Annotated in this window: 20 protein-coding genes and 1 pseudogene; 16 read left to right on the forward strand and 5 right to left on the reverse strand. The window is 71.7% G+C overall.

The window, feature by feature from the left end:
* Nucleotides 1–46: 46 nt before the first annotated feature.
* From AB0J76_RS37675 to AB0J76_RS37685, 3 genes are read left to right on the forward strand one after another with little or no spacing between them, the layout of a single operon-like run.
* Nucleotides 47–778, forward strand: coding sequence for a (Fe-S)-binding protein (locus AB0J76_RS37675; protein WP_352322455.1), 732 nt, complete (start codon nt 47–49; stop codon nt 776–778).
* Nucleotides 775–2,172 carry a lactate utilization protein B gene (locus AB0J76_RS37680; RefSeq protein ID WP_352322454.1) on the forward strand — a complete coding sequence of 466 codons (1,398 nt, stop codon included), beginning with the start codon at nt 775–777 and terminating at the stop codon, nt 2,170–2,172. The genes AB0J76_RS37675 and AB0J76_RS37680 overlap by 4 nt, the downstream gene beginning before the upstream one ends.
* Nucleotides 2,159–2,764 (forward strand): lactate utilization protein C, encoded by a 606-nt coding sequence (locus AB0J76_RS37685; RefSeq protein WP_352322453.1) that lies wholly within the window; start codon nt 2,159–2,161, stop codon nt 2,762–2,764. The genes AB0J76_RS37680 and AB0J76_RS37685 overlap by 14 nt, the downstream gene beginning before the upstream one ends.
* On the opposite strand, the gene AB0J76_RS37690 is transcribed toward AB0J76_RS37685, so the two are convergent.
* Together AB0J76_RS37690 and AB0J76_RS37695 are read right to left on the reverse strand one after the other, a co-directional pair.
* Nucleotides 2,754–3,764, reverse strand: a complete 1,011-nt coding sequence (locus AB0J76_RS37690; RefSeq protein ID WP_352322452.1) for a Vms1/Ankzf1 family peptidyl-tRNA hydrolase — start codon at nt 3,762–3,764, stop codon at nt 2,754–2,756. The two genes, AB0J76_RS37685 and AB0J76_RS37690, sit on opposite strands and share 11 nt — an antisense overlap.
* A 3-nt stretch (nt 3,765–3,767) precedes the next feature.
* Nucleotides 3,768–4,175, reverse strand: coding sequence for a DUF2795 domain-containing protein (locus tag AB0J76_RS37695; RefSeq protein ID WP_352322451.1), 408 nt, complete (start codon nt 4,173–4,175; stop codon nt 3,768–3,770).
* 115 nt (nt 4,176–4,290) lie between these two features.
* On the opposite strand from AB0J76_RS37695, the pseudogene AB0J76_RS37700 reads away from it, so the two are divergent.
* From AB0J76_RS37700 to AB0J76_RS37745, 10 genes and pseudogenes are all read left to right on the forward strand, one after another.
* Nucleotides 4,291–5,340: pseudogene (locus AB0J76_RS37700) on the forward strand (GNAT family N-acetyltransferase).
* An 81-nt stretch (nt 5,341–5,421) separates the two neighbouring features.
* Nucleotides 5,422–6,597 carry an SAM-dependent methyltransferase gene (locus tag AB0J76_RS37705; RefSeq protein ID WP_352322450.1) on the forward strand — a complete coding sequence of 392 codons (1,176 nt, stop codon included), beginning with the start codon at nt 5,422–5,424 and terminating at the stop codon, nt 6,595–6,597.
* Between the two features lie 67 nt (nt 6,598–6,664).
* A complete protein-coding gene (locus AB0J76_RS37710) occupies nt 6,665–7,510 on the forward strand; it encodes a sirohydrochlorin chelatase (protein WP_352322449.1) in 846 nt (281 codons plus the stop codon).
* Between the two features lie 65 nt (nt 7,511–7,575).
* On the forward strand, nt 7,576–8,649 hold the full coding sequence (gene cobT / locus AB0J76_RS37715; RefSeq protein WP_352322462.1) for a nicotinate-nucleotide--dimethylbenzimidazole phosphoribosyltransferase: 1,074 nt from the start codon (nt 7,576–7,578) through the stop codon (nt 8,647–8,649).
* Between the two features lie 55 nt (nt 8,650–8,704).
* Entirely contained in the window at nt 8,705–9,700 is a 996-nt protein-coding gene (speB, locus tag AB0J76_RS37720) for an agmatinase (RefSeq protein ID WP_352322448.1), read from the forward strand.
* A 79-nt stretch (nt 9,701–9,779) separates the two neighbouring features.
* Nucleotides 9,780–11,012, forward strand: a complete 1,233-nt coding sequence (gene cobA / locus AB0J76_RS37725; protein WP_352322447.1) for a uroporphyrinogen-III C-methyltransferase — start codon at nt 9,780–9,782, stop codon at nt 11,010–11,012.
* Nucleotides 11,009–13,978: a dynamin family protein gene (locus tag AB0J76_RS37730; RefSeq protein WP_352322446.1), complete on the forward strand. Its 2,970-nt coding sequence runs from the start codon at nt 11,009–11,011 to the stop codon at nt 13,976–13,978. Before cobA ends, AB0J76_RS37730 begins: the two co-directional genes overlap by 4 nt.
* Complete coding sequence (locus AB0J76_RS37735; RefSeq protein WP_352322445.1) at nt 13,975–15,600, forward strand: YfjP family GTPase; 1,626 nt, start codon at nt 13,975–13,977, stop codon at nt 15,598–15,600. The genes AB0J76_RS37730 and AB0J76_RS37735 overlap by 4 nt, the downstream gene beginning before the upstream one ends.
* Nucleotides 15,601–15,766: 166 nt before the next feature.
* On the forward strand, nt 15,767–16,555 hold the full coding sequence (locus tag AB0J76_RS37740) for a single-stranded DNA-binding protein (RefSeq protein ID WP_352322444.1): 789 nt from the start codon (nt 15,767–15,769) through the stop codon (nt 16,553–16,555).
* Between the two features lie 940 nt (nt 16,556–17,495).
* Nucleotides 17,496–18,611, forward strand: a complete 1,116-nt coding sequence (locus AB0J76_RS37745; RefSeq protein ID WP_352322443.1) for a GGDEF domain-containing protein — start codon at nt 17,496–17,498, stop codon at nt 18,609–18,611.
* Between the two features lie 104 nt (nt 18,612–18,715).
* Here AB0J76_RS37745 and AB0J76_RS37750 read toward each other — a convergent pair whose 3' ends face one another.
* Both AB0J76_RS37750 and AB0J76_RS37755 read right to left on the reverse strand, forming a co-directional pair.
* Nucleotides 18,716–18,928: a hypothetical protein gene (locus tag AB0J76_RS37750; RefSeq protein ID WP_352322442.1), complete on the reverse strand. Its 213-nt coding sequence runs from the start codon at nt 18,926–18,928 to the stop codon at nt 18,716–18,718.
* On the reverse strand, nt 18,925–19,404 hold the full coding sequence (locus AB0J76_RS37755; RefSeq protein WP_352322441.1) for a carboxymuconolactone decarboxylase family protein: 480 nt from the start codon (nt 19,402–19,404) through the stop codon (nt 18,925–18,927). Before AB0J76_RS37755 ends, AB0J76_RS37750 begins: the two co-directional genes overlap by 4 nt.
* A 129-nt stretch (nt 19,405–19,533) precedes the next feature.
* Here AB0J76_RS37755 and AB0J76_RS37760 point away from each other — a divergent pair, with 129 nt between their 5' ends.
* Both AB0J76_RS37760 and ettA read left to right on the forward strand, forming a co-directional pair.
* Entirely contained in the window at nt 19,534–20,115 is a 582-nt protein-coding gene (locus tag AB0J76_RS37760; RefSeq protein WP_352322440.1) for a TetR/AcrR family transcriptional regulator, read from the forward strand.
* A gap of 335 nt (nt 20,116–20,450) precedes the next feature.
* A complete protein-coding gene (gene ettA, locus AB0J76_RS37765; protein WP_352322439.1) occupies nt 20,451–22,115 on the forward strand; it encodes an energy-dependent translational throttle protein EttA in 1,665 nt (554 codons plus the stop codon).
* A 240-nt stretch (nt 22,116–22,355) separates the two neighbouring features.
* Here the strand turns inward: ettA and AB0J76_RS37770 are convergent, their stop codons facing one another.
* The gene (locus AB0J76_RS37770; protein ID WP_352322438.1) at nt 22,356–23,672 is read right to left on the reverse strand and encodes an MFS transporter; all 1,317 of its coding nucleotides are present in this window, start codon (nt 23,670–23,672) and stop codon (nt 22,356–22,358) included.
* A 167-nt stretch (nt 23,673–23,839) separates the two neighbouring features.
* Between AB0J76_RS37770 and AB0J76_RS37775 the strand changes: the two genes are divergently transcribed.
* Nucleotides 23,840–24,352 carry a VOC family protein gene (locus tag AB0J76_RS37775; RefSeq protein WP_352322437.1) on the forward strand — a complete coding sequence of 171 codons (513 nt, stop codon included), beginning with the start codon at nt 23,840–23,842 and terminating at the stop codon, nt 24,350–24,352.
* Nucleotides 24,353–24,355 lie beyond the last annotated feature (3 nt).

Here is a 24,355-nt window from a genome sequence, read left to right on the forward strand (position 1 = left end):
GGTATGGTCTGACCATACAGTGGTCGGACCATTCGTTGGGAGAGTCGTGCGAGTCGCCCTGTTCATCACGTGCGTGAACGACACGCTCTTCCCGGGCACCGGCAAGGCCGTCGTGTCGCTGCTGCGCAGGCTGGGCTGCGACGTGGACTTCCCCGTCGCCCAGACGTGCTGCGGGCAGATGCACGTCAACACCGGTTACCGGGCGGAGGGCGTGCGGCTGGCCAGGAAGTTCACCGAGGTGTTCGCCGGGTACGACGCCGTCGTGGCGCCGTCGGGGTCGTGCGCGGCCATGGTGCGCGAGCAGTACCCGAAGCTGGTGCGGCCGGGCAGCAGGGGCGCGGCGGCCGTGGCCGAGGTCGTGCCCAAGGTGTACGAGCTGAGCGAGTTCCTGCTGGACGTCCTGAAAGTCGACGACGTTGGCGCATATTTCCCGCACCGGGTGACATATCACCCGACGTGCCATTCGCTGCGCGGGCTGCATCTGGGCGACCGGCCCACCCGGCTGCTGCGGAAGGTCCGAGGTCTGGAGCTCGTGCCGCTGCCGGGCGCGGAGGAGTGCTGCGGCTTCGGCGGCACGTTCGCGGTCAAGAACCCGGCGGTGTCGGCCGCCATGGGGGCCGACAAGGTGCGCGGCATCCTCGACACGGGCGCCGAGGTGATCTGCGCGGCCGACAACTCCTGCCTGATGCACATCGGCGGCACCCTGAGCCGCCAGAAGACGGGGGTCAGGACGATGCACCTGGCGGAGATCCTCGCAGCCACGGAGGAGACCCGATGAGCGCGACATTCCTCGGCATGCCCGGAAATTTCCCGAAAAATGCGGCGAAGGCCGTGGAGGATTCGCAACTGCGGTTCAACCTCCGGAAAGCCACCCACACCATTCGCGGCAAGCGCGCCGGCGTCGTCGGCGAGCTGCCCGACTGGGCCGAGCTGCGCGCGGCCGGCAAGGCCGTCAAGGATCACACGCTCCGCCACCTCGACCGTTACCTCCTCCAGCTGGAGGAGGCCGTGCGGCGGGCGGGCGGCACCGTCCACTGGGCCAGGGACGCCGAGGAGGCCAACCGCATCGTCGGCGACCTGGTCGCGGCCACCGGCGAGACCGAGGTGGTCAAGGTCAAGTCGATGGCCACCCAGGAGATCGGGCTCAACGAGGCGCTGGCCCGGCGCGGCATCACCGCGTACGAGACGGACCTGGCCGAGCTGATCGTGCAGCTCGGGGACGACTTCCCCAGCCACATCCTGGTGCCCGCGATCCACCGCAACCGGTCGGAGATCCGCGAGATCTTCCTCGACCGCATGCCCGGCGTGCCCGACGGCCTGACCGACGAACCGCCCGCCCTGGCCGAGGCCGCGCGGCTCCACCTGCGCGAACGCTTCCTCAGGAGCAAGGTCGCCGTCTCCGGGGCGAACTTCATGATCGCCGAGACCGGCACGCTGGTCGTGCTGGAGTCGGAGGGCAACGGCCGCATGTGCCTGACCCTCCCCGAGACGCTCATCAGCGTCGTCGGCATCGAGAAGCTGCTGCCGACCTGGCGGGATCTGGAGGTCTTCCTCCAGCTTCTTCCGCGCAGCTCCACAGGTGAGCGGATGAATCCGTACACCAGCACGTGGACCGGCGCCACCGAGGGCCAGGACTTCCACCTGGTGCTGCTCGACAATGGCCGCACCGACGTGCTCGCCGACGAGGTGGGCCGCCAGGCGCTGCGCTGCATCCGCTGCTCGGCCTGCCTGAACGTGTGCCCGGTCTACGAACGCGCGGGCGGCCACGCGTACGGCTCGGTCTACCCCGGGCCGATCGGGGCCATCCTCACCCCGCAGCTCAGGGGCATGTCCTCGGACCTGGACGCCTCGCTGCCGTTCGCCTCCAGCCTGTGCGGGGCCTGCCTGGAGGTCTGCCCGGTGGCCATCGACATCCCCGAGGTGCTGGTGGACCTGCGGGCCAGGGCGCCGCACGCGGCGGCAGAGCGCGCGGGCATGAAGGCCGCCGGCTGGGTGCTGGACGACCAGGCCCGGCTGGCCAGGGCCCAGCGGCTGGCCGCCCGGCTGCGCAGGCTGGTGCCCAGACGGCGGCTGCCCGGCCCGCTGGCGGCCTGGACCGACACCCGGGACGTGCCCGACATCCCGGAAGAATCCTTCAGAGACTGGTGGGAGCGGAACGATGGGCGCGCGTGAGGAGATCCTGGCCAAGGTCAGGAAGGCGGTGGCGGACGCGCCCGAGACGGAGGTCGTCCGGCACTACCGCACCCGCCCGGACGTGGACGACGTGGTGGGCCTGTTCGCCGAGCGGGTGCGCGACTACCGGGCCGTCGTGCACGTGCTGCCCGACGCGGACGTGCCCGGCAAGCTGGCCGAGCTGGCCGCCGGCCGCCGCATGATCGTCCCGGACGGCTTCGCCTGGGCGGCCCCGAGCAGCCCGGACGCCGGCGCCGACCGGCGCTGGGACACCCTCGACGCCGCCGACGGGGTGATCACCGCCTGCGCGGTGGCCATAGCCGAGACCGGGACCATCGTCCTCGACCACGGGCCCGGCCAGGGCGCCAGGGCGCAGACGCTGATCCCCGACCACCACGTGTGCGTCGTGCGGGCCGACCAGATCGTGGCGGGCGTGCCCGAGGCGGTGGCCAGGCTCGAGCCGGCCCGCCCGCTCACCTGGATCAGCGGCCCGTCGGCGACCAGCGACATCGAGCTGAACCGGGTCGAGGGCGTGCACGGCCCCCGCACCCTCGAAGTGATCATCAGCACGTCCCGGGTGGTCAGTACCTGAGGACGGCCGCCACGTCCTGCACGTCGTCGGTGAACCACAGTTCGGCGTCCGTCATGGCGGCGGCCCTGACCACGGCCGAGTCCGCGCGTTCCTCGACGGGCTGCTCGACGCCCCAGCGCCGCAGCTCGCCCTGGTCGGTGGAGAGCTGGGTGCCGCCTTCGCCGGTCCACACGGTCCGGTCGAGCTGGGCGGGCATGAGCACCGCGTGCACCCTGCCCTCGCGCAGGGCGTGCGCGACCTGGGACAGGCCGGCCGGGCCCGAGGACTCGCGGTGTCGGTCGAGCAGCTCGGCGCGGCGGCGTTCGAGCCAGTCGTCCAGCGCGCGCTCGACGTCGGCCTCGAACTGGCCGTGGTCGGAGCGGCTGCCGTGCTCGACCATCATCACCCGGTCGGCGGACTTGGTGCTGAGATGTTGCAGCAGGTAGGAGCGTGACTTCGGCTCGCCGGCCACGATGATCAGCTCGGCGCCGATCCTGCGTACCTGCTCGTCGATCTCGCGGGCGACGGCGACCGCGTTCTTCTCCCACGTCTCCTCGGCGCCCCGCTCGTACCGCTTCTGCGACCAGCCGCCCTGGGCGGTCTTCTGCAGCGGCCAGTCGGCCGCCGCCACGGTGGTCGTGCGCGGCGCGCCGCCGCCGAACACCGACAGCTCGGCCCCGGCGTGGTCCACGATGACCCGCAGGTGCGGCACGTTCTCGCCGCGCTGCCTCAGCATCGGCGTGACGTGCGGCAGCGGCGACACGGTCGCCATCTCGTACGGCGCCCGCGCCAGCGGCTCGGCCAGCACCACCGCGCCGTGCGTGGCGAACAGCGCCTGGCCCGGAGCCGGCCGGTTGGCGGCCACCTCCAGGGCGTCGATGGTCTCGGGGTCGGTCCCGTCGAGCTGGTCACGCACGCTGTGCCAGTGCGTCTCCCGCTGCGGCTCGGTGAGCGCGCCCAGGTAGACCGAGGCGTACGGGCCGCGCCGCTCGTACAGCGGCCTGATGAAGTCGAGACGCACAGGTCACCACCTCCGCTCTTCCATGCCGAGGCCGAGCGCCTTGGCCACGTCGGCGATGTTCACAAAACGGCGGTCGGGAAGGGATCGCACCATGTCGGCCACCTGGTCGGGGGCGTCCACGTCCTCGGCGTGCTGGAGCAGGTCGTCCTTGGAGGCGGGCCAAGGGGTGTCGCTGAGCCATTTGGCCAGGTCGCTGCGGATGTCGACGCCGCGCTGGGTGATGCCCTGGGGGGTGCCGGGCTCGTGTCCCGGGGGGTACGACTGCCCTGACTCCTCGCCGGGCCCGGGCATGGACTCGGTCTCCTTCCACTCCTCGGCGTGCGTGCTGCCGCCGCCGCGGACCATGCCCTCGGTCTCGTGCTTCTGCTGATCGTCCAGGCGCGGACCGTGCTTGTCGCTCCCACGTTCCATAGTTCCCTCACTCCTCTCGAATCGGCCCCTACCCCCGCTTTCGTGGGCAAACATCGTGAGTGTGTAGGGTGCGCACGTGTTCGATCCCGATGCGCACATCGCCGCCGCACGGCTCGTGCTGCGGCGGTTCGACCCCCGTGACGCCGCCCGCGTGCGGTCGGTGGTGGAGACGGTGGAGCCCGGCGACCGTTTCCTCCCGCCGGGCGCGCCCGTCCACGCCTCCGGCGTCGGCCAGTGGCTCGCGCACGGCGTGCACGAGCTGTACCGCTCGCAGCAGGGCCTGCACCTGGCCATGACCGAGGCCGACGACCGCATCGTGGGCGCCATCAGCCTGTTCAGGACGTCGTGGACGGCGGGCACCACCGAGGTCGGCTACGGCGTCCACCCGGCGTACCGGGGCCGCGGCTACGCCACCGAGGCCGTCCGCGCCCTGACCGCCTGGGTGTTCGCCACCACCGCCCTGCGCAGGGTGGACCTCACCGCGAACCTGGACAACCCGGCCTCCCTGCGCGTCGCGCTGAAAGCGGGCTTCACCTGGGAAGGCGTGCTGCGCGCCGCCGTGCTGGAGGAGGACGGCCCGCACGACCTGGTCGTCCTCGGCCTGCTGCGCGAGGACTCCGGCGAGCCCGCGCCCGCCTTGCCGAAGACCGAGCTGCGCACGCCCCGGCTGCTGCTGCGGCAGCCCGTCCCCGCCGACGTGCCCGGCCTGGCCGCCACCGGCGCCGACCCGCTCACCCAGGCCAGGACCGGCGTACCGCGCGACTACACCGAGGAGCACGCCCGCGCGTTCGTCGACATCTGCGAACGGATGCGGATGAGGGGCGCGGGCATCGCGTTCACCGTGGAGGAGTTCACCACCACCCGTTTCGTGGCCAACGTGGACCTCAGGGACCTCGACTGGCGCAACGGCACGGCCGAGGTCGGCTACATGACCGCGCCCTAGGCCCGCGGCCGGGGCTACGCGGGCGAGGCCGTGACCGCGATCGCCCGCTGGCTGTTCGAGCGCCACGGCTTCCGCCGGCTGCAACTGCGGGCCGCGGTGTCGAACCCGGCCTCGCAACGCGTGGCGGAGAAGGCCGGCTTCACCCGCGAGGGCGTGGCCCGCGCCGCCCTCGACGGCGAGGACCTGATCGTCTACAGCCTGGTCCCGTCCGACCTGGCCTGAGGGCACAGCGGACTGGCCTCGACGGCCCATGGTGAAACCCGGCGGGAACCGTCACCCTGGGGGTGAGGACGGTGAGGCTGAATGATCACGGTTGTCGGCTGGGACGGGGTCGAGCTGCCGGCCGGGGCCGCGGGCAGGCTGCGTGAGGCGGAGCTCGTCGTGGGCCCCGCCGCCATTCTCGGCCGGCTCGGGGTCGACGGACGCGCCGCCGACGACGGCGACCTGCTCCAGGCGCTCGACGGCCATCTCGGCCCGGACCGGGGCCCGGCCGTCGTGGTCGCCGAGGGCGATCCCGGCTTCTTCGGAGTCGTCCGCACCTTACGGGCGCACGGCCTGCGGCCGGACGTCCTGCCGGCCACCTCGCTGATCAGCCGCGCCTTCGCCTGCGCCGGGCTCAACTGGGAGGACGCCCTCGTCGTCGCCCCCTCCGGCCCCGGCCGGCTCGCCCGCGTGGTGAACGCCTGCCGCGCCCACCCCAAGGTCGCGCTGCTCGTCGCGCCCGGCGTCGGCCCCGCCGAGATCGCCAGGGAGCTGGCGCCGACCACGCCGCGCGCCCTGATCGTCTTCGAGGACCTCGGCGGCCCCGGGCAGCGCGTCACGCACAGCCGCATGGGCGAGGCCACCACCCGGCCCTGGAAGGACCCCGACGTGGTCCTCGTCATCGACCCGCTGCACCGGCCCGGGAAGCCCGGCTGGGTGGCCGGGGCGCAACCCGGCCCGGCGGAGTGGGCGCTGCCGTGGGAGAGCGGGATGCCCGCCGAGGTGCGGGCGTTCGTCCTGGCCAAGCTGGGTCCCCGGCTCGGCGACCTGGTCTGGGACGTCGGCGCGGGCGAGGGCGGGATCGCCGTCGAGTGCGCCAGGCTGGGCGCGGCCGTCGTGGCGGTCGAAGGCGACCAGGCCGCCTGCGCGCGGCTGCGGGCCAACGTGCTGGCCCACGGCGTCAAGGTCGCCCTGACCAGGGGACAGGCGCCGGCCGCGCTCGAACCGCTGCCCGACCCCGACGCCGTCTTCGTCGGCGGGGGCGGCGACGACGTGGTCGCGGCGTGCGCCGCCCGCGGCCCCCGCGCGCTGGTGTGCGCGCTCGGCACGGCCGAGCGGGCGGTGGCCGTGCTGGAGCTGCTGCGCGAGCTCGGTTACCGCGGCGAGGGCACGCGGATCCAGGCGTCCGCGCTGACGTCCGGCGCCGGCGGTTCCCCCCGCCTGACCGCCGCGGATCCCGTCTTCGTCGTGCACGCCAGACCCGCGCACGCAGCGTGACCTGTCCCCCACGGGCACGTATCGGTTATCCTCGCGTGACTTTGTCTACGCACCGGAGAATCCCTCAATGAAGCCGCCGCTCCTGCTGATCGGGCAGGGCTCGAACGATGACGCCTACGCCGCGGAGTTCGGAAGGTTCGTACACCGGCTGCGCTGCCGTCTCGACCACACGGCCGTCGACGTCTCCGGCGGCTACCTGGAACGCGCCACGCCGCGCCTGAGCGACTCCGTGGCGTCCCTGATGGCCCGCGGCCATCACCGTCTCGTCGCGCTGCCGCTCAGCCTCAGCAGGGTGGATGAGGAGTTCCCGGCCGCGATGGCGCTCGAACAGCAGCGCCACCCCACCCTCATGTACGACTACGGCCGCCCCCTCGGCCCCGACCCGCGCGTGCTGGCGCTGCTGGCCGACCGGCTCGGCGAGGCCGCCGCCGAGATGGCCAGGCCGCGCCCCCTGGAGCTGGTCGGCGCCCGGCCCCGGCTGCGCGCCGTCGACACCCCGGCCCTCGACGACGTCCCCGGCCAGGTCGAGCCGGGTGAGACGGCGGTCGTGCTGGTCGGCGAGGGCTCGACCGACGCCGCCGCCAACGCCGAGGTCCACCGGGTGTCGCGGCTGTTCTGGGAGACGCACGCCTACGACTACATGACCGTCGAGACCGCGTTCGTCTCGGTGACGCCGCCCGGCGTGCCCGGCGGGCTCGAACGCTGCCGCCGGCTGGGCGCCAAGCGGGTGATCGTGGTGCCGTACCTGCTGTTCGCGGGCGGCCTGCTGGAGCGCGTGTGGGCGCAGGCCCTGGCGTACGGCGCGGGCCATCCCGACCTCGACATCCGCTGCGCCGAGGTGATCGGCGACTGCGAGACGCTGGCCGACGTCGTGATCGACCGGTACGAGGAAGCGCTCCAGCTCGTCCACTGATGCTCAAGCTCGTTCAGTTCGTTCGCCAACGCTCCAGCTCGTTCGCCAAGTGTCACCAAGTGGAGGTGTCCGTGCTCGCCGAGACCCTGGCGGCCATCCGTCCCGCCGACCCCGAGGCGCTCGCCGAGGCCCGCGCCCACCAGGACCGGCTCACCAAGCCGCGCGGCGCGCTCGGGGCCCTGGAGGAGGTGGCCGTACGCCTGGCGGGCGCGGCCGGCGTCTGCCCGCCGCCCATGCCGCAGCCGGCCGCCCTGGCCATCTTCGCGGCCGACCACGGCGTGCACGCGCGCGGCGTCAGCCCGTGGCCGCAGGAGGTCACGACGCAGATGGTCGCCAACTTCCTGGCCGGCGGCGCGGTCGCCAACGCCTTCGCCGCCCAGGTGGGCGCGTCCGTGACGGTGGTGGACGTCGGCGTCGCCGCCGACCTGCCCGACGCGTCCGACCTGGTCAAGCGCAAGGTCGCGTACGGCACCGCCGACCTGTCGCGCGGCCCCGCCATGAGCGTCGACCAGGCCGTCAGGGCGCTGGAGGCGGGCATCGCCGTGGCGCAGGAGCTGATCGACGGGGGCGCCCGCTGCCTGATCACCGGCGACATGGGCATCGGCAACACCACCGCTTCCGCCGCGCTGATCTCGGTGTTCACCGGCAAGGACCCGGCCGAGGTGACCGGCAGGGGCACCGGGATCGACGACGCGACCTACGACCGCAAGGTGGCGGTCGTCCGGGAGGCGCTGCGGGTGAACGGCCTGCCCGGCGGCACCGGGCCGAGCGACGCCCTGCGCGCGCTGGCCGCCGTGGGCGGCTTCGAGCACGCGGCCATCGCGGGCTTCGTGCTGTGCGGCGCGGCGAACCGGGTGCCGGTGATCCTCGACGGCGTCATCGCCGGCTCGGCCGCCCTGGTCGCCGCCGCCCTCGACCCCCACGTCAGCGGTCACTGCGTGGCCGGACACCGCTCGGCCGAGCCCGGCCACGCCGCCGCGCTCGACCATCTCGGGCTGCGCCCGCTGGTCGACCTGGAGCTGCGGCTCGGCGAGGGCACCGGCGGCCTGCTCGCGCACCCGCTGGTGTGCGCGGCCGTACGGGTGATGCACGACGTGGCGACGTTCGACTCGGCGGGGGTCACGGAAAAGCCCGTGTGATGATGGGGGACACTCGAAACAGCACGTGAGGTGAGCAGTGTCCCGGTACGGTCCCATGTTCGGCCCTGACATCACGTTCCTCGGCGTGGACCGCTGCGACATCGCCGACCCGGCCAGTTACGCCGGCGCGGACGTGGTGATCATCGGTGCGCCCTTCGACGGGGGCACCTCCAACCGGCCGGGCGCCAGGTTCGGGCCGATGGCGCTGCGCCAGACCTGCTACCTGCCGCACAACGGGTCACGTCCGAGCCTGGCTTTGCGCGTCGACGCCCTGCGCGACCTGCGGGTGCTCGACGCGGGCGACGTCGAGTGCTACTCCGGCGACGTCGAGGGATCGCTGGCCGCCATCGAGGACGCGGTGCACCGGATCGCCTCCTCCGGGGCCGTGCCGGTGGTGCTCGGCGGCGACCACACCGTCGCGCTGCCGGACGCGCGGGGCACCGCCAGGGCGTACGCGCCGGGCCGGACCTCGATGATCCACTTCGACGCGCACGCCGACACCGGCGACATCGAGTTCGGGCACCTGCACGGGCACGGCCAGCCGATGCGGCGGCTCATCGAGTCCGGCGCCATCCGGGGCGACAGGTTCCTGCAGATCGGGCTGCGCGGCTACTGGCCCGAGCCCGAGACGCTCGACTGGATGGCGGCGCAGCGCATGCGCTCGTACGAGATGACCGAGATCGTGACGCGCGGGCTGGAGGAGTGCCTGACGGAGTCGTTCGGGATCGCGCTCGACGAGTGCGACCAGGTCTTCCTGTCCGTGGACATCGACGTCTGCGACCCCGGGCACGCCCCCGGCACCGGCACGCCCGAGCCCGGCGGCCTGTCGGCCAGGCAGCTCCTCGACGCCGTGCGCCGGATCTGCTACGAACTGCCCGTGGCCGGGATGGAGGTGGTCGAGGTCTCGCCGCCGTACGACCACGCCGACATCACCGCGTTCCTCGGGAACCGCGTTATTCTTGAGGCACTCTCGGCCATGGCCAGACGCCGCAAGGACGCACAGGGCGGGCCACGCTGGGACCCGTCGCAGCCTCTTCTTGACGGCCGTTGAGCCATGCGCAGCGAACGACGCACGGTGAGCCGGTAGGTTTACCTCCAAACACAACCTTCGCGAACGGGAGATTCCCCCCATGGGTCCCTACCTCCTCGGCCTGCGGCTTTCCGGCCGCCGGGTGCTCGTCGTGGGCGGCGGCCGCGTCGCGCAGCGGCGCGTCCCTGCGCTGCTCGAGGCCGGTGCGGAGGTCACCGTGGTGTCCCCGGCCGTCACCCCGGCCCTCGACGACCTGATCGCGACCGGCCGGGTCACCTGGCACGCGCGCCCGTACGAGGTGGGCGACTGCGACGGCGCCTGGCTCGTGCAGGCCTGCACCGACGTCAGGTCCGTCAACGCCGCGGTCGCCGCCGAGGCCGAGGCCAAGCGGGTGTGGTGCGTGCGCGCCGACGACCGTGACGCCTCCGCCGCCTGGACCCCGGCCTCCGGCCGGGTCGACGAGATCAGCGTGGCCGTCACCGCGGGCGGCGACCCGCGCCGGGCCGCGGGCATCCGCGACGCGGTCGTCGGCGCGCTGCGCGACGGCACGGTCGACGCCCGCCGCAACCGCACCAAGCCCGTCGGGGTGGCCCTGGTCGGCGGCGGCCCCGGCGACCCCGGCCTGATCACCGTGCGCGGGCGGCAGCTCCTCGCCCAGGCCGACGTCGTGGTGGCCGACCGGCTCGCCCCCCGGGCGCTGCTCGACGAGCTCGCCCCCGACGTCGAGCTGATCGACGCCGCCAAGGTGCCCTACGGCAGGTCGCTGTCCCAGGAGAAGATCAACGAGCTGCTGGTCGACCGGGCCAGGCAGGGCAAGTTCGTCGTCCGGCTCAAGGGCGGCGACCCGTTCGTGTTCGGGCGCGGCGGCGAGGAGATGATCGCCTGCGCCCAGGCCGGCATCCCGGTGCTCGTCGTCCCCGGCATCACCAGCGCCGTCGCGGTCCCGGCCGCGGCCGGGGTGCCGGTGACGCATCGCGGCGTGAGCCAGGAGTTCCACGTCGTCTCGGTGCACGTCGCGCCCGACCACCCGGCCTCCACCGTCGACTGGCCCGCCCTGGCCCGATCCCAGGGCACGCTGGTGCTCATGATGGCCGTCGAACGGCTGCCGAAGGTGGCCGAGGCGCTGCTTCGAGACGGACGTGCGCCGGAGACTCCCGTAATGGTGGTACAGGACGGTACCCTTCCGACCCAGCGGGCGGTAATCGCACCGCTTTCCACCGTGGCCGACCGCGTGTCCGCGGCTGGGATACGGCCTCCGGCGATCGTCATCGTCGGCGACGTCGTGCGGGTCGGCCAGGAGGTCGAGATGGTTCGAGCGGAGCGCTTGCCGTGAACACCGCCATGGATGACGGGCGGCACGAGTCGCTGGGGGAGCAGACGTTGAGCTTCCGCCCGGTGACGGACGACGACCTGCCCGATCCCCGGACCCCCACGCCTTCCCCGCCCGCTGCCCCCTCAGCCCCGCCCGCTGCGCCCTCGGGCTCGCCGTCTGCGGCTTCCGGGGGGCCGTCGGCCTCGGGGGAGCCGTCGTCCGCGGCTGCCCGGCCGTCGCTCTTCCAGCCGCCGCCGCGCGCTGACGAGGCCGTCCAGCCTCGGCGGCCCACCGCTCCACAGCTCCCGGCCGCTTCGCAGGAGCCCTCCGCCGGTACGGACGAGCCCGGCCCGTCCACGGGGCCCAGCCTCTTCACGCCGTCCCGTCCGGCCGACCGTCCGAGCCTCTTCACCCCCGCGCGCGCCGCCGAGCCGCGTGAGGGGGACGGAACGCATCCGAGGCCCGCTGCCTTCTGGGAACGAGGCCCCCAGGAACAGGACGCCGCCCCGTCCTCGGAGATCGAGCCGACGCCCGCGTCCCCGGACGCCACCGCCGCCGACAGCGGAGAGGCGCCTTCCGACGCCGAGCAGCCGCCGCCCCCGGCGGACACCGCCCCTGACGACGACGAGGCCGCCCCCTCCGCCGCCGAGGACGCCGACGCCGCTGCCGATGCCGGGAACCGTCCTCAGGCCGACACTCCCCGGCCCGATGACGCCCCCGCTCCCGAAGTCGAAGCGGCGCCCCTTGCGGAAGGCGACGCCGACCCCAGCACCTCAGCTGAAGCCCTCACCGGCTTCGACGCCTTCTCCCCGGCTGTCGATGTCCCCCTGGGCGCCGACTACCCGACCGACCCAGGAGACCTGGCGGAGGACGAGCCCGACGCCGACGCCGACGACGTCACGTCCGCCGTAGAGACCGATGACACCGAAGCGGGCTCCGACGCCGTAGCCAACAGCGGCGAGACCGTCCCCAACGCCGCCCCGAACACCGACGCGGACGCCTCCGCCCAAGTCGACGCCGAAACCGCCGCGGACGCCGACGCCGACGCCGCAACCGGCGGCGGCCAGGGCTCCGACGACGGCCTGACCACCGACGCGGGCCTGGACACCGACACCGACCCGGACGTCCACCCCGACGAGGATGCCCTCGCCCAGGCGAACGCCGAAACCGCCGCCGCCGACGCGGATTCCGACGAGGATGCCGTCGTCCAGGCGAACGCCGCCGCCGACGCTGAAACCGACATCGACGCGGACACCGACACCGACAGCGACGCCGACACTGGCGTTGAGGACGGTGCCGGGTCGGAGGCGGGAGGCGTGCCGGAGGGAGGGCAGCGGGTCGAGGAGCTGCCGGCCGAGGTCGTCGAGGCGATGACGTCGGCGCTGAGCGCGTTGCGCGAAAGCGTGTCCGACCTGCGCTTCAGCCTCGACCTGCCGGGAGCCGAGGAGGCCAGGCAGGCGCGGGCCGACCTGCTGGCCCAGCTGGAGAACTACGTCCTGCCGAGGGTGCGCACCAACACGGCCCCCGCGCTGATCGTGATCGCGGGTTCCACCGGCGCGGGCAAGTCCACCCTGGTCAACTCCCTGGCCGAGCGGAACATCTCCCGCACCGGAGTGCGCCGCCCGACCACCGGCACGCCCATCCTGGCCTGCCACCCCGACGACAGGAAGTGGTTCGCGGAGGGCGAGCTGCTCAGCGGGCTCGAACGGCTGGACCGGCCCTCGCCCGACAGTGACACGAGCGGCCTGGTCGTCGTGACGACCGAGAAGCTTCCGCAGGGCGTCGCGCTGCTGGACACCCCCGACATCGACTCGGTCGTCGAGGAGCACCACGAGATCGCCCACCGCATGCTCGACGCCGCCGATCTGTGGATCTTCGTGACCACCGCCGCCCGCTACGCCGACGCGCCCGCCTGGAGCCTCCTGCGCCTGGCCAAGGAGCGCGGCGCCCGGCTGGCCATCGTGTTGTCGCGGGTGCAGCCCCGGTCGGCCGACGTCGTGCTCAAGCACTTCGTCCGCATGCTGACCGAATACGGCCTGGGCGACATCGACCGGTTCGTGATCCACGAGGCGACGGTGACCGACGGCAGGCTGCCCGACAGCGAGGTCACCGACCTGCGCATGTGGCTGGCCGAGCTCTCGGTCGACGAGGCGCGCCGGGCGCAGGCCGTGCAGGAGACCCTGAACGGAGTGCTCAACAGCTTCCGCACCCGCGTGCCCGCGCTGGCCAGGCATCTGGAGGGCCAGGCGGCGTTCCGGGCCGAGCTGCGCAGCGACGTCGAGGCCGCCTACCTGGGCGCGCTGGCCGAGATCGACAAGGCGTCCAAGAACGGCTCGCTGCTGCACGGCGAGGTGCTGGCTCGCTGGCAGGACTTCGCGGGCTCCGGCGACCTCATGCGCTCGCTGCAGTTCGGCAGGAGCGGCAAGGCGGGCAGGCAGACGCCCGAGCGGGTGACGGCGTTCAAGGCGGCGATCCGGGCCGGGCTGGAGTCGGTGATCGTCGCCGCGGCCAACCGCGCCGCCGAGGAGGTGGTCGCGCGCTGGCGGCACCGTTCCGAGCTGGGCGCCAAGCTCGCCGACGGGCTCGACCGCCCGTCGGACAACCTGCTGCGGCACGCCGGGCGCGCCATCGCGTCCTGGCAGGACCACCTGAACGAGCTCGTACGCACCGAGGGCGTGACCAAGCGCTCGGTGTCCAAGCTCGTCTCGTTCGATCCCGACGCGCTCTCCCTGATCTTCACGGTCGCCATGTTCAGCGGTGGCGACGGGTCGGGCGTGCCGCACCGGCTCGTCAACGCGCTGCTCGGCGCGGAGTCGCTGCGCGGCATCGGCGCCAAGGCGCTCAGTGACCTGCGAGCCAGGATCGGCATGCTGTTCGACGAGGAATCCATGCGTTACGTACACGCTCTCGACTCGGCGGGCATCCCGGACGAGTCCGTCGCGACCCGCCTCTACCAGGCGACGTACAACCTTGAGGTCGCCCGATGACGACGACCACGCCCCCGAGGGCGGGCCTCGCGCCGAGGTTGTCCGCGCTCAACAAGGTGGTGGAGCTCGGTCCCGGGCGGCTCGATCAGAAACTGCTCACCGAGGCCGGCGCGCTGCTGACGCGGGCCGGCGACCGGCTCAAGCTGTCGTCCGAGCACACCGTGGTGGCCCTCGCGGGCGGCACCGGGAGCGGCAAGTCGTCCCTGTTCAACGCCATTTCGGGGCTTGAGCTGTCGCCCACGGGCGTCCGCCGTCCGACGACGGCCCGCACCCATGCCTGCGTGTGGGGGCTGGAGGGCTCGGCGCCGCTGCTCGACTGGCTGCAGATCCAGCCGCGCCACCGCTTCTCCCGGACCAGCGCGCTCGACAAGGGCGACAGCCAGCTCCACGGGCTGATCCTGCTCGACCTGCCCGACCACGACTCCATCCGGGCGCTCACCGACAACGAGGCCGACCGGCTCATCGGGCTGGCCGACCTGGTGGTGTGGGTGCTCGACCCGCAGAAGTACGCCGACGCCTCCACCCACCGGCGCTACGTGACCGAACTGGCCGGGCACGACGCGGTGACCGTGTTCGCGCTCAACCAGGCCGACAAGCTCTCCGCGGCGGAGCTGGCCGAGCTGGTCATCGACCTCAACGACCTGCTGCGCCGGGAAGGCGTCGAGCACCCCAGCGTCGTTCCCACCTCGGCCGTCACCGGGCGCGGCGTCGAGAGCCTCAAGAGCGTGATCGCGACCGCCGTCGGCCGCCGCCGCGCCGCCATCCAGAAGCTGGAGGCCGACCTCCAGCGGATGGAGCAGCGGCTCGGCGAGGCCATGCCGCTAGGCGACGCGCTGCTCGTGCCGTCGTCGGTCGACGAGGCGCGCAGGATGGGGCTCACCGATGCGCTCTGCGACGCGATCGGCGTCCCCGCCGTCGGCGAGGCCATGGAGAACGTCTACGCCGAGCGTTCCAGCCAGTGGGTCGGCTGGCCGTATCCGCGGTGGTTCGCCAAGTTCCGTCCGGATCCGTTGAAGAGCCTGCGTCTGGAAGATGTCAGCGACGAGATCCGCGGCATCACGACCGGCTCGGTGAGCGCGCATTCCGCCGAGGTGGCCAACGCCGTGCAGGCGCTCACCGACGGGCTGTCGGCCGGGATGGACCCGGTGTGGCGGACCGCGGTGCAACAGGCCGCGCGCTCGCACGCGTCCCGGCTGCCGAAGGCGCTGACCGAGGAGCTCACGGAGGTGGCGCCGCGCCTCGACCGGGTGCCCGGCTGGTGGCGGTTGCTCAAGGTCTGGCAGTACCTGCTGGTGGTGGCGTTCGTGGCCGGGGTGGTGTGGCTGGTGGCCGGGCTGACCGTGCCCGCCCAGCTGCCCGCGACCCTGCAACTGGTCGGCGACGGCGCGGCGCTGCCGTGGGTGGCGCTCATGATGGCCTCCGTCCTGGGGCTGGGCGCGTTGTCGGGCATCGCCTCGCGCAACTTCGTGGAGCTGGGGGCCTCGCGCGAGCGGGAACGTCTGGAGCGGGAGATGCGCCGCAGGGTGTCGACGGTGTCGGTGAAGATGGTGGTGGAGCCCGTCGAACGCGAGCTGGGCCGGCACCACGCCTTCTACACGGCCCTGCGCGACCTCTCGGCCTGACGCCTCTCTTCTCGTACGCCCCCTGTGTCACTGTCCTTCGTCCACAGCCGTCCTGCCTCGTCGTCCCGTCATCCACAGAACGGCGTTCGGCCCCGCCCCGCCCGGCCTGCTTCAGGCACCGTGTTCCCAGGTCGCGGGCAGTCCGCCCGCCGCATGGGAGGCACGGATGAACGACATCTACATCACGCTCACCGGAAACGTCGCAGCAGAGCCACGGCAGTACAGCTTCGACGACGGCACGAGGGTCACGTCGCTGAAGGTGTTCACCTCGCACCGCTACTTCGACAGGAAGACCGGGCAATGGACCGACGGTGAGCGTGTCTGCTTCACGGTCCGCTGCTGGCGTGCGCTGGGCGACAACGTCGCCGACTGCGTACGGGCGGGGCAGCCCGTCGTCGTGTCCGGCAAGCTCCGCATCCGCGAGTTCGGCGCGGAAGGCGACCGCCGGTTCATGCCGGAGATCGAGGCCAGCGCGGTCGGGCACGACCTGCGCTGGGGCACCGGCGTCTTCACCAAGCCGGAGCGCGGGGGCGGCCTGGGCTCGATGACCAAGGAGATGCGCGAACGCCTCGACGAGGAGACCCAGGACTGGGCGATGGGCACCAAGCCCGTCCGCCCGTCTTCCCCCCACCCGAGCGCCCACCCGTCGGTCCCCGCGGCCGCCGACGCCCTGCGAAGCGCTCCCGCGCAGCCCCACGACGGTGACGCCGGCCCGGACGCCGGCCACACGGCGCTGGCCATAGCGGCCACCGACCCCGACGCCGCCACCCCGCAACCCGCCGCCCGTCCCGAGCCCCAGCCCGACCCCGCCGTGGCGGACGACACCACGCCTGACACGGTCACGCCGGAGCATCCGGGCCGCGCTTCGTCGGCCAAGGCGGCCACGGTCCGCGTCCTGGGCGCGTCCAGCAAGCCCCGGACGAAGACACAGACCCCGGAGAAGGCCGCAGCCTGACACCGACGTCACCTGACGGCTTGAGCATCTACGCCGGTGGATGCGCCCGTCGTGACGGATACGTGGCCGTTGCCCACGAAGGCGGGCGTCTTCATGGCGACCTACTCAACCGCCGTGAAGACACCCGCCCCCAACTCGAGCAGCCTGCTTGCCTCGACGCCCCCACAACCACACCCGCCAGGTGTGCCCATATCGAGGACGCGGGGGCCCGTGATCAGCCGCCTGTAGGCAGGCGTCGCCCACAGGAGTCGCCTGCCGGTGATGCCCAGATACGCGGGCGGCCAGTGCCGGCCTGGCGCAATGGCGAGGCGGGATCCCGGCCCTGCCGCTTGCCTTGACGCACTCCTTGGTGCCGCGTAGGCCCAGACCTGCTGGTCATCGAGTTCGCCGATGGACCGGATGAAGGAGTGGTACGACCGACGGTTCACCTGCCATGGGTCAGGGGGAAGGCGATCGGGGCGGAGGGCAGCAGCCGATGGTCGGCGCCCCGCGCAGGGGACGGCCAGAGGGGAGGGGGAGGGGGAGGGGCATCGGCTGATGGCCCCGATGTCACCCCGAAGGGGGGCCGATGGGGTGGTTGTCCGTGTCAGATACCTAGAGCATGGATCATGTCCAGGTCACTCCCCGCACCATGGTTGCTCCTTTCCGGCACTGCCCGCTCGCGGAGTGAGCGGGCGTGGTCGTTTCAACGTAGCGGTTCCCATCGCATAACGCACACTCCGCAATTATTGTGTTACACATCGTTAGTCAGGGAGGAGACGAGATGGCGGCGACCAGTCACGCCACGATCAAGTCTCGCGACGGTGTGTCAAGACTGGCCGGTCGTTGGCCATTGCTCGGGCAACGGCGCCCCCTTGTGGCGTATCTGTGCGCCATTGTCGCCCTAGATGCCGTCGCGATCATCTTGTTCACGAGATCCACCGATTTCCACTGGCCGGATTTGCTGACCTTTGCCGCTCTCATGGCGTGCGGCGCGGTCTGCATCGAGGCCAGCAGGCGTCTGGGCATGCCCGCCGGAGTCTCGCGTGACCTGTTGTCGGCCTGGTGGCTGCCGGTCGCCCTGCTCCTGCCGCCGGTCTACGCCCTCTTCGCGCCGATCGTGCTGCAGATCCTTCTCCAGGTGCGCGTGCGCGCCACAGTTCTCTACCGCCGGGTGTTCAGCTCGGCGGCCATCGGCCTGGCCGGCTGCACGGCGTCGGTCGCCTTCCACTGGGTCGTGCCCGATCCCTGGGTGCTGACGCGGGGGAGTGGGCCGCCGATCGCCTACGCGGTTGCGGCCGCCGTGCTGTTCTCCCTGCTCAACATCGGTCTCATCGCGGTCGCGGCGCACACGTCCGATCCTGAGGGGTCGTGGCAGGAGGTGTTGTGGAACCGGGAGAGCGTCCTGCTGGACGTCGTCGAGCTGTGCCTCGGCGTCACGGTCTCGATCGGGTGCGGGCTCAATCTGGCTCTGCTGGTGCTCGCGTTGCCGCCGGTCGTCCTGCTGCAACGCAGTCTGTTGCATGCGCAGTTGCAGGCCGCCGCCCGTACCGACTCGAAGACCGGGCTGCTCAACGCGGCCGCCTGGCAGCGGGAGGCCGACACCGAGATCCTGCGGGCGCGCCGCAGCGGTGACACGCTGGCGCTGCTGATCATCGACATCGACCACTTCAAGCGGGTGAACGACGCCCACGGGCACCTGGTCGGCGACGAGGTGCTGGCCGGAGTGGCAGCCATGCTGCGCAGGGAGTTGCGGGACTCCGACGTGGTGGGGCGGTTCGGCGGCGAGGAGTTCGTCGTCCTGCTGCCGGGGGCGGACGTCGACGAGGCGCGGCAGGTCGCCGAGCGACTTCGTACGCACATCGGGCACATGGCCATCCCGGTGGACGAGGCTCTGATCCGGATCACGATCTCGGTCGGGGTCGCGTTGATGTGCGTGCACGGCGACGATCTGATCGACCTGCTGGCCGCCGCCGATCTGGCTCTCTATCGGGCCAAGGAACTGGGCCGGGACCGTGTCTGCATCCCCGTCGTCCAGCCGCCACAACCGCCGTCGCCCGAGGAGCAAGCCGTGTGACCTGCCGTGAGGCACACGGTGTGATGTGCGAGGGTGCGGGCAGGCGCCTGAGGGGGAACGGGTCAGGGGCCTGCCCTCGGGTCGTGGCCGGTGCGCCTCGGGCGTCAGAGCGTGGTGACGCTGTCGCAGGTGACCAGGCGGACGGCGGGAGCCGAGACGATCTGGACGTGAGGCACGCCGGGGACCTCGACGTTGAGATACCCGCCCTCGACGGCGAACCGCACTCCTTCCACGGTCGACACCCGGCGGCCCTCGGAGTCGGTCAGCGTGTAGCCGTCGACGAGTTCGACGGTGCCGTTTCTCCAGGTGGGGTTCATGCCTGCACCTCCGGGAAGTCCAGCTCGGGCTGGGCGAGGTGGTTGAAGTAGTTGGACAAGGTGTTCAGGGCGATGTGGCCCACGATCTCGGCGAGTTCCGCGCCCGAGACGCCGGCGGCCCGTGCGGCGTCCAGTTCCGCGTCGCTCACCGCGCCGCCCGTGTGCATGATCGCCTGAGTGATCGCCAGGACTGCGGCCGCGTGCGGCTCGTCGTCCGAGCCCTGGCGCGTCTTGAGAAGTTCCTCGTCGGACATGCCCATACGGCGTCCGCGCATGGTGTGGGCGCTCACGCAGTACGTGCAGTGGTTCTCCTGGGCGACCAGCAGCGCGATCTGCTCCCTCAGCCTCGGGGTGAGGACGCCCGAGCTGAGGTGCTCGCGCATCGCGAGGTATCCGGCCAGGGCGGCTGGGCCGTTGGCGAGGGCGGCGTACAGGTTGGGGACCTTGCCGAGCTGGCGGCGGGTCTGGTCGAGCAAACCGTCATTGTCTTCTGTCAGTTGCGGAAGGCGGGGCATGACGTCTCCAAAACGGTACTGATCGGTTCCATCGAGACAAGACGATACCGAACGGTTCCGTTTTAGGGAAGTTCGGGATAGCTTGGCGGTATGCCCACACGTGCACGTGAACGCCTGCTCGACGCCGCCGAGGACCTCTTCTACGCGGAGGGGATCAGGGCGGTGGGCGTCGAGCGGATCCTGAGTGTCTCGGGAGTGGGCCGCGCCTCCTTCTACCGGCACTTCCCGAGCAAGGACGACCTGGTCGTGGCCGTACTGCGGCGGCGGGACGAGCGGTGGCGGGCCTGGCTGGCCGAACGCGTGGAGGCTCTGGGCGGGCATCCGCTGGACGTCTTCGACGCCCTGGCCGAACGGTTCGCGCGGGCGGATTTCCGTGGGTGCGCCTTCATCAACACCATGATCGAGACGGCGGATCCGGACAGTGCGGCTCATCGGGTGGCGGCCGAGCACAAGGAGCGCGTGCGGGCGTACGTCGCGGGGCTGCTCGAGCGCGACGGTCGCGACGACGCCGCCGAGCTGGCGCACCTGTTCGTCCTGCTGGTGGACGGGGCCATCGTCACGGCAGTACGTGAACACTCGACCCACCCGGCACAACAGGCACGAGCCGCAGCCACCGCCCTCCTCGCAACGCGGGGGACCATCACGGGGACCACCGCAGGCGCCGCGACCTAGGAGGCCGCGGCTTAGGAAACCGTGGCGCGCAAGGCCCGTGGTGAAGGCGGCTGTCGCGCGGGAGGCCGTGACCAAGGGGGGCAAGGAGGGGTGACAGAGGTCGCGGTCAGCTGAGGTCGGGGGTGCGAGCAGCGCCCGCCCCCGAAGCGGGGGCCGGGCATGGGACGTCATGGCGTTCTTCTGCGCGAGGGTGGCCAGGGGGCGGCCCACGGACGTCAAGGCGTTCGGGGGACGTGGGGTTGGAGGGGTGGGGGTGCAGGGCGGAGCGGGGAAGGGCGGAGGTGAAAGGGGCTGGGCGGCGGAAGCCTGCGTGTGCAGCCTCTAAGCTAGGGAGCATGCCGGAGTACATCTACACGCTGCAGCGCGTGCGCAAGGCGCACGGCGACAAGGTTGTCCTTGACGACGTCACGCTGTCGTTCCTGCCCGGAGCCAAGATCGGTGTCCTGGGGCCGAACGGCACCGGGAAGTCGACGCTGCTCCGGATGATGGCCGGCCTGGAGCAGCCGTCCAATGGCGACGCCAAGCTGATGCCGGGCTTCACGGTCGGCATGCTCCAGCAGGAGCCGCCGCTCAACGAGGAAAAGACCGTTCTGGGCAACGTGCAGGAGGGTGTCGCCGAGACGATGGCGATGCTCGAGCGCTACAACCAGATCGCCGAGCAGATGGCCACCGACTACAGCGACGAGCTGCTGGAGGAGATGGGCAAGCTCCAGGACCAGCTGGAGCACCGCAACGCGTGGGACCTCGACAGCCAGCTGGAGCAGGCGATGGACGCCCTGCGCTGCCCGCCGCCCGACGCCGAGGTGAGCAAGCTGTCCGGTGGTGAGCGCCGCCGCGTGGCGCTGTGCAAGCTGCTGCTTGAGGCCCCCGACCTGCTGCTGCTCGACGAGCCCACCAACCACCTCGACGCCGAGAGCGTGCAGTGGCTGGAGTCGCACCTGGAGAAGTACGCCGGCACGGTGCTGGCCGTCACCCACGACCGGTACTTCCTGGACAACGTGGCCACCTGGATCCTGGAGCTCGACCGCGGCCGCTGCTACCCCTACGAGGGCAACTACTCCACCTACCTCGACATGAAGGCCCAGCGCCTGAAGGTCGAGGGCCAGAAGGATGCCAAGCGCAAGAAGCGCCTGGAGGACGAGCTGGAGTGGGTGCGCTCCAACCCCAAGGCCCGCCAGACCAAGAGCAAGGCCCGTCTCCAGCGGTACGAGGAGATGGCCGCCGAGGCCGACAAGTTCCGCAAGCTGGACTTCGAGGAGATCCAGATCCCGCCGGGCCCGCGTCTGGGCACCACGGTGATCAAGGCGGACCAGCTCACCAAGGGCTTCGGCGACCGCCTGCTGATGGAGAGCCTGACGTTCGACCTGCCGCGTAACGGCATCGTCGGCGTCATCGGCCCCAACGGCGTCGGCAAGACCACGCTGTTCCGCATGATCACGGGTGGGGAGACGCCGGACACGGGGTCGATCACGATCGGCGACACCGTGAAGATCTCCTACGCCGACCAGAGCCGGGGCGGCATCGACCCGAGCAAGAACGTCTGGGAGGTCGTCTCCGACGGGCTCGACCACATCAAGGTCGGCAACGTCGAGATGCCGTCGCGGGCCTACATCGCGGCGTTCGGGTTCAAGGGGCCCGACCAGCAGAAGAAGGCGGGGGTGCTGTCGGGCGGCGAGCGTAACCGGCTCAACCTGGCGCTCACCCTCAAGCAGGGCGGCAACGTGCTGCTGCTCGACGAGCCGACCAACGACCTCGACACCGAGACGCTGTCGTCGCTGGAGAACGCGCTGCTCGACTTCCCGGGCTGCGCCGTGATCACCTCGCACGACCGGTGGTTCCTCGACCGCATCGCCACTCACATCCTCGCGTGGGAGGAAGGCTCGAACTGGTTCTGGTTCGAGGGCAACTTCGCCGACTACGAGAAGAACAAGATCGAGCGTCTCGGCGCCGACGCGGCCCGTCCCCACCGGGTGACGTACCGGAAGCTGCACCGGGACTGACGTCTCATCCCGGCACCGGGACTGACGGACACGTCTCGTCCCGGCACCGGGACTGACGGACACGTCTCGTCCCGGCACCGGGACATAGGTCTCATTCCTGCGACGAGCGGCGGGCCCCTTCGGGGCGCGCCGCTTTTCGCGTGTCCCGGCAGGGCCGATCAACGTTCGGCCACCGTTGGGACGGGTCAGTGGTCGGCCTCGGCCGCCGGACTGCGCAGTGTTCGGCCTCGGCTGGGACGGTCAGCGTTCGGCTTCGGTCAGGGGCACCTGTACGGGAGCCGGGGCGGTGCGGCGCCAGGGGCCGTTGAAGAGCAGGATCGCGGGGATGAACAGCACGAGGCAGCCCAGCGCCACGAACAGCCAGGTCTGCCAGCTCGTGGCCGCCACCACATGCGGGATGACCAGCAGCCCGACCACCGCGATCGCCTTGCTCAGGAAGCCGAACAACCCCCAGGCCGTGCCCTGCAGGCGCGGGTCGGCGTCCTCGGCGTCCTCGGAGTAGTTGGCCATCCAGGGGGCGTAGGCGACGCCGAGTGAGCCGCCGAGCAGGGCGCCGACCACCATCAGCGTGCCGGTGGAGACGCCTTCCTGGCCGAGCGCGACGGCGAGGTAGGCGGTGACCAGCACCGCGGCGATGGTCCCGGCGAGCGAGAACGGCTTGCGCAGTTGCAGGCGGTCCGACAGGCGGCCGGTGACGATCAGCGTGACCAGGTTCAGGCTCCAGAACGCGGCCATGATCGTGGACGCCTGCGCGCTGCTGATGCCGAGCGCGCCCACCAGCATCGTCTGGCCGAACAGCGACAGCGTGATGTAGAGGACCAGCCAGAGCGAGATGCCGACGACGTGGGCCCAGATGTTGCGCCGGGCGAACAACGACCGGACGGTGGGCGGGCGCCTCAGGTCGACGACCTCCTCGGCGGCGCGTTCGGTGTGCTGGATCCTGGCCCGCAGTTCGGGGGACAGGTCGGCGATGTTGAACGCGATGACGGCCGAGATCACCAGCGAGAAGCAGCCCATGATGACGAACTGCGACCGCCACGACTCGTCGAAGATCGGCAGTGTCCAGCCGGCGACGGCGGCGGCCAGGAAGTTCGCGCCCACCGGGCCCCACGTCCAGAACCCGAACGCCTGCGCCCGTCCGAGTCGTGGCGAGAAGTCACGGATCAGCGGGGCGGTGGAGGCCATGGCGACGCCGTCCACGAAGGCCAGCAGGATGCGGGCGATCAGCAGGTCGCGCGGGCTGTGCACGAGCGTCATGGCGAAGCAGCACACGGCGGTCAGGGCCATGAGCGGGATGAGCAGGCGGACCCGGCCGACCCGGTCGGTGAGCCGGCCGCCCAGGATGGACGCCACGGCCCCGGCCACCGCCGCCGCCCCCGACACCGCGCCGTACGTGGCCAGCGACATGTTCAGATCTTTGAGCAGCAGGGGTACGACGGGCGCGATCTGCCCTTCGTAGGAGCCGATGAGGATGGCCAGGACGGCCATGGTGAGGATCTTCATCCGGCGGGCGCCGGTCGGGTACTCGTCGAGCTCGCGGACGTAGGACAGCCTCATGACACGCCTTTCTGTCGAGCCTAGGCCCCCGTCATGAGTTCTAGAAATTAGCTCTAGAATCCATTTCTGAGATGCTGCTCCTCACGTCGGCCGGCGTCAAGAGTGCGTACCCGGTATCAGATGATTAGAATCAAATTCTAGGATTCGTTCGTAGTAAGGAGCCGGGCGTGGACCTGGAACTTGACGGCCTCGACGTGACCTTCGACCACACGGCCGTGGCCGCTCCCCGGATCAGGGACCTGCTGCCGATCTACCGCGACCTGCTCGGCGGCCGCCATCTGGGCGGCGGCGGGGACAACCGGGTCAGCGGGTACCGCACGCTGCAGCTCACCTACTCCAACGGGAGCAAGGTCGAGCTCATGGAGCCGCTGACCGGGTCCACGTTCTTCGACAGCTTCTTCGAGCTGACGCGGGGGCGGGGCGGCGTCCATCATCTCAACTTCCACGTCGGGGACATGGACGCGGCCGTCGCCCGGCTCACCGCGCGCGGCTACCGGCTGCACGGCCTCAACAGGGCCGACGTGCGCTGGCAGGAGGTGTTCCTGCACCCCAAGGAGGCGCACGGCGTGCTGATCCAGCTCGCCTGTCCGGGGTTGCGTGACCCGGACGAGGCCCGCCCGACGCTGGCGGAGGTGCTGGCGGGACGCGGCCGCAACGGCGACGGCATTCCCAGCCCCTGAGTC

Origin of the sequence: Nonomuraea sp. NPDC049624 (genome assembly GCF_040675255.1) — a bacterium.
In the GTDB taxonomy this organism is placed as follows: Bacteria; Actinomycetota; Actinomycetes; order Streptosporangiales; family Streptosporangiaceae; genus Nonomuraea.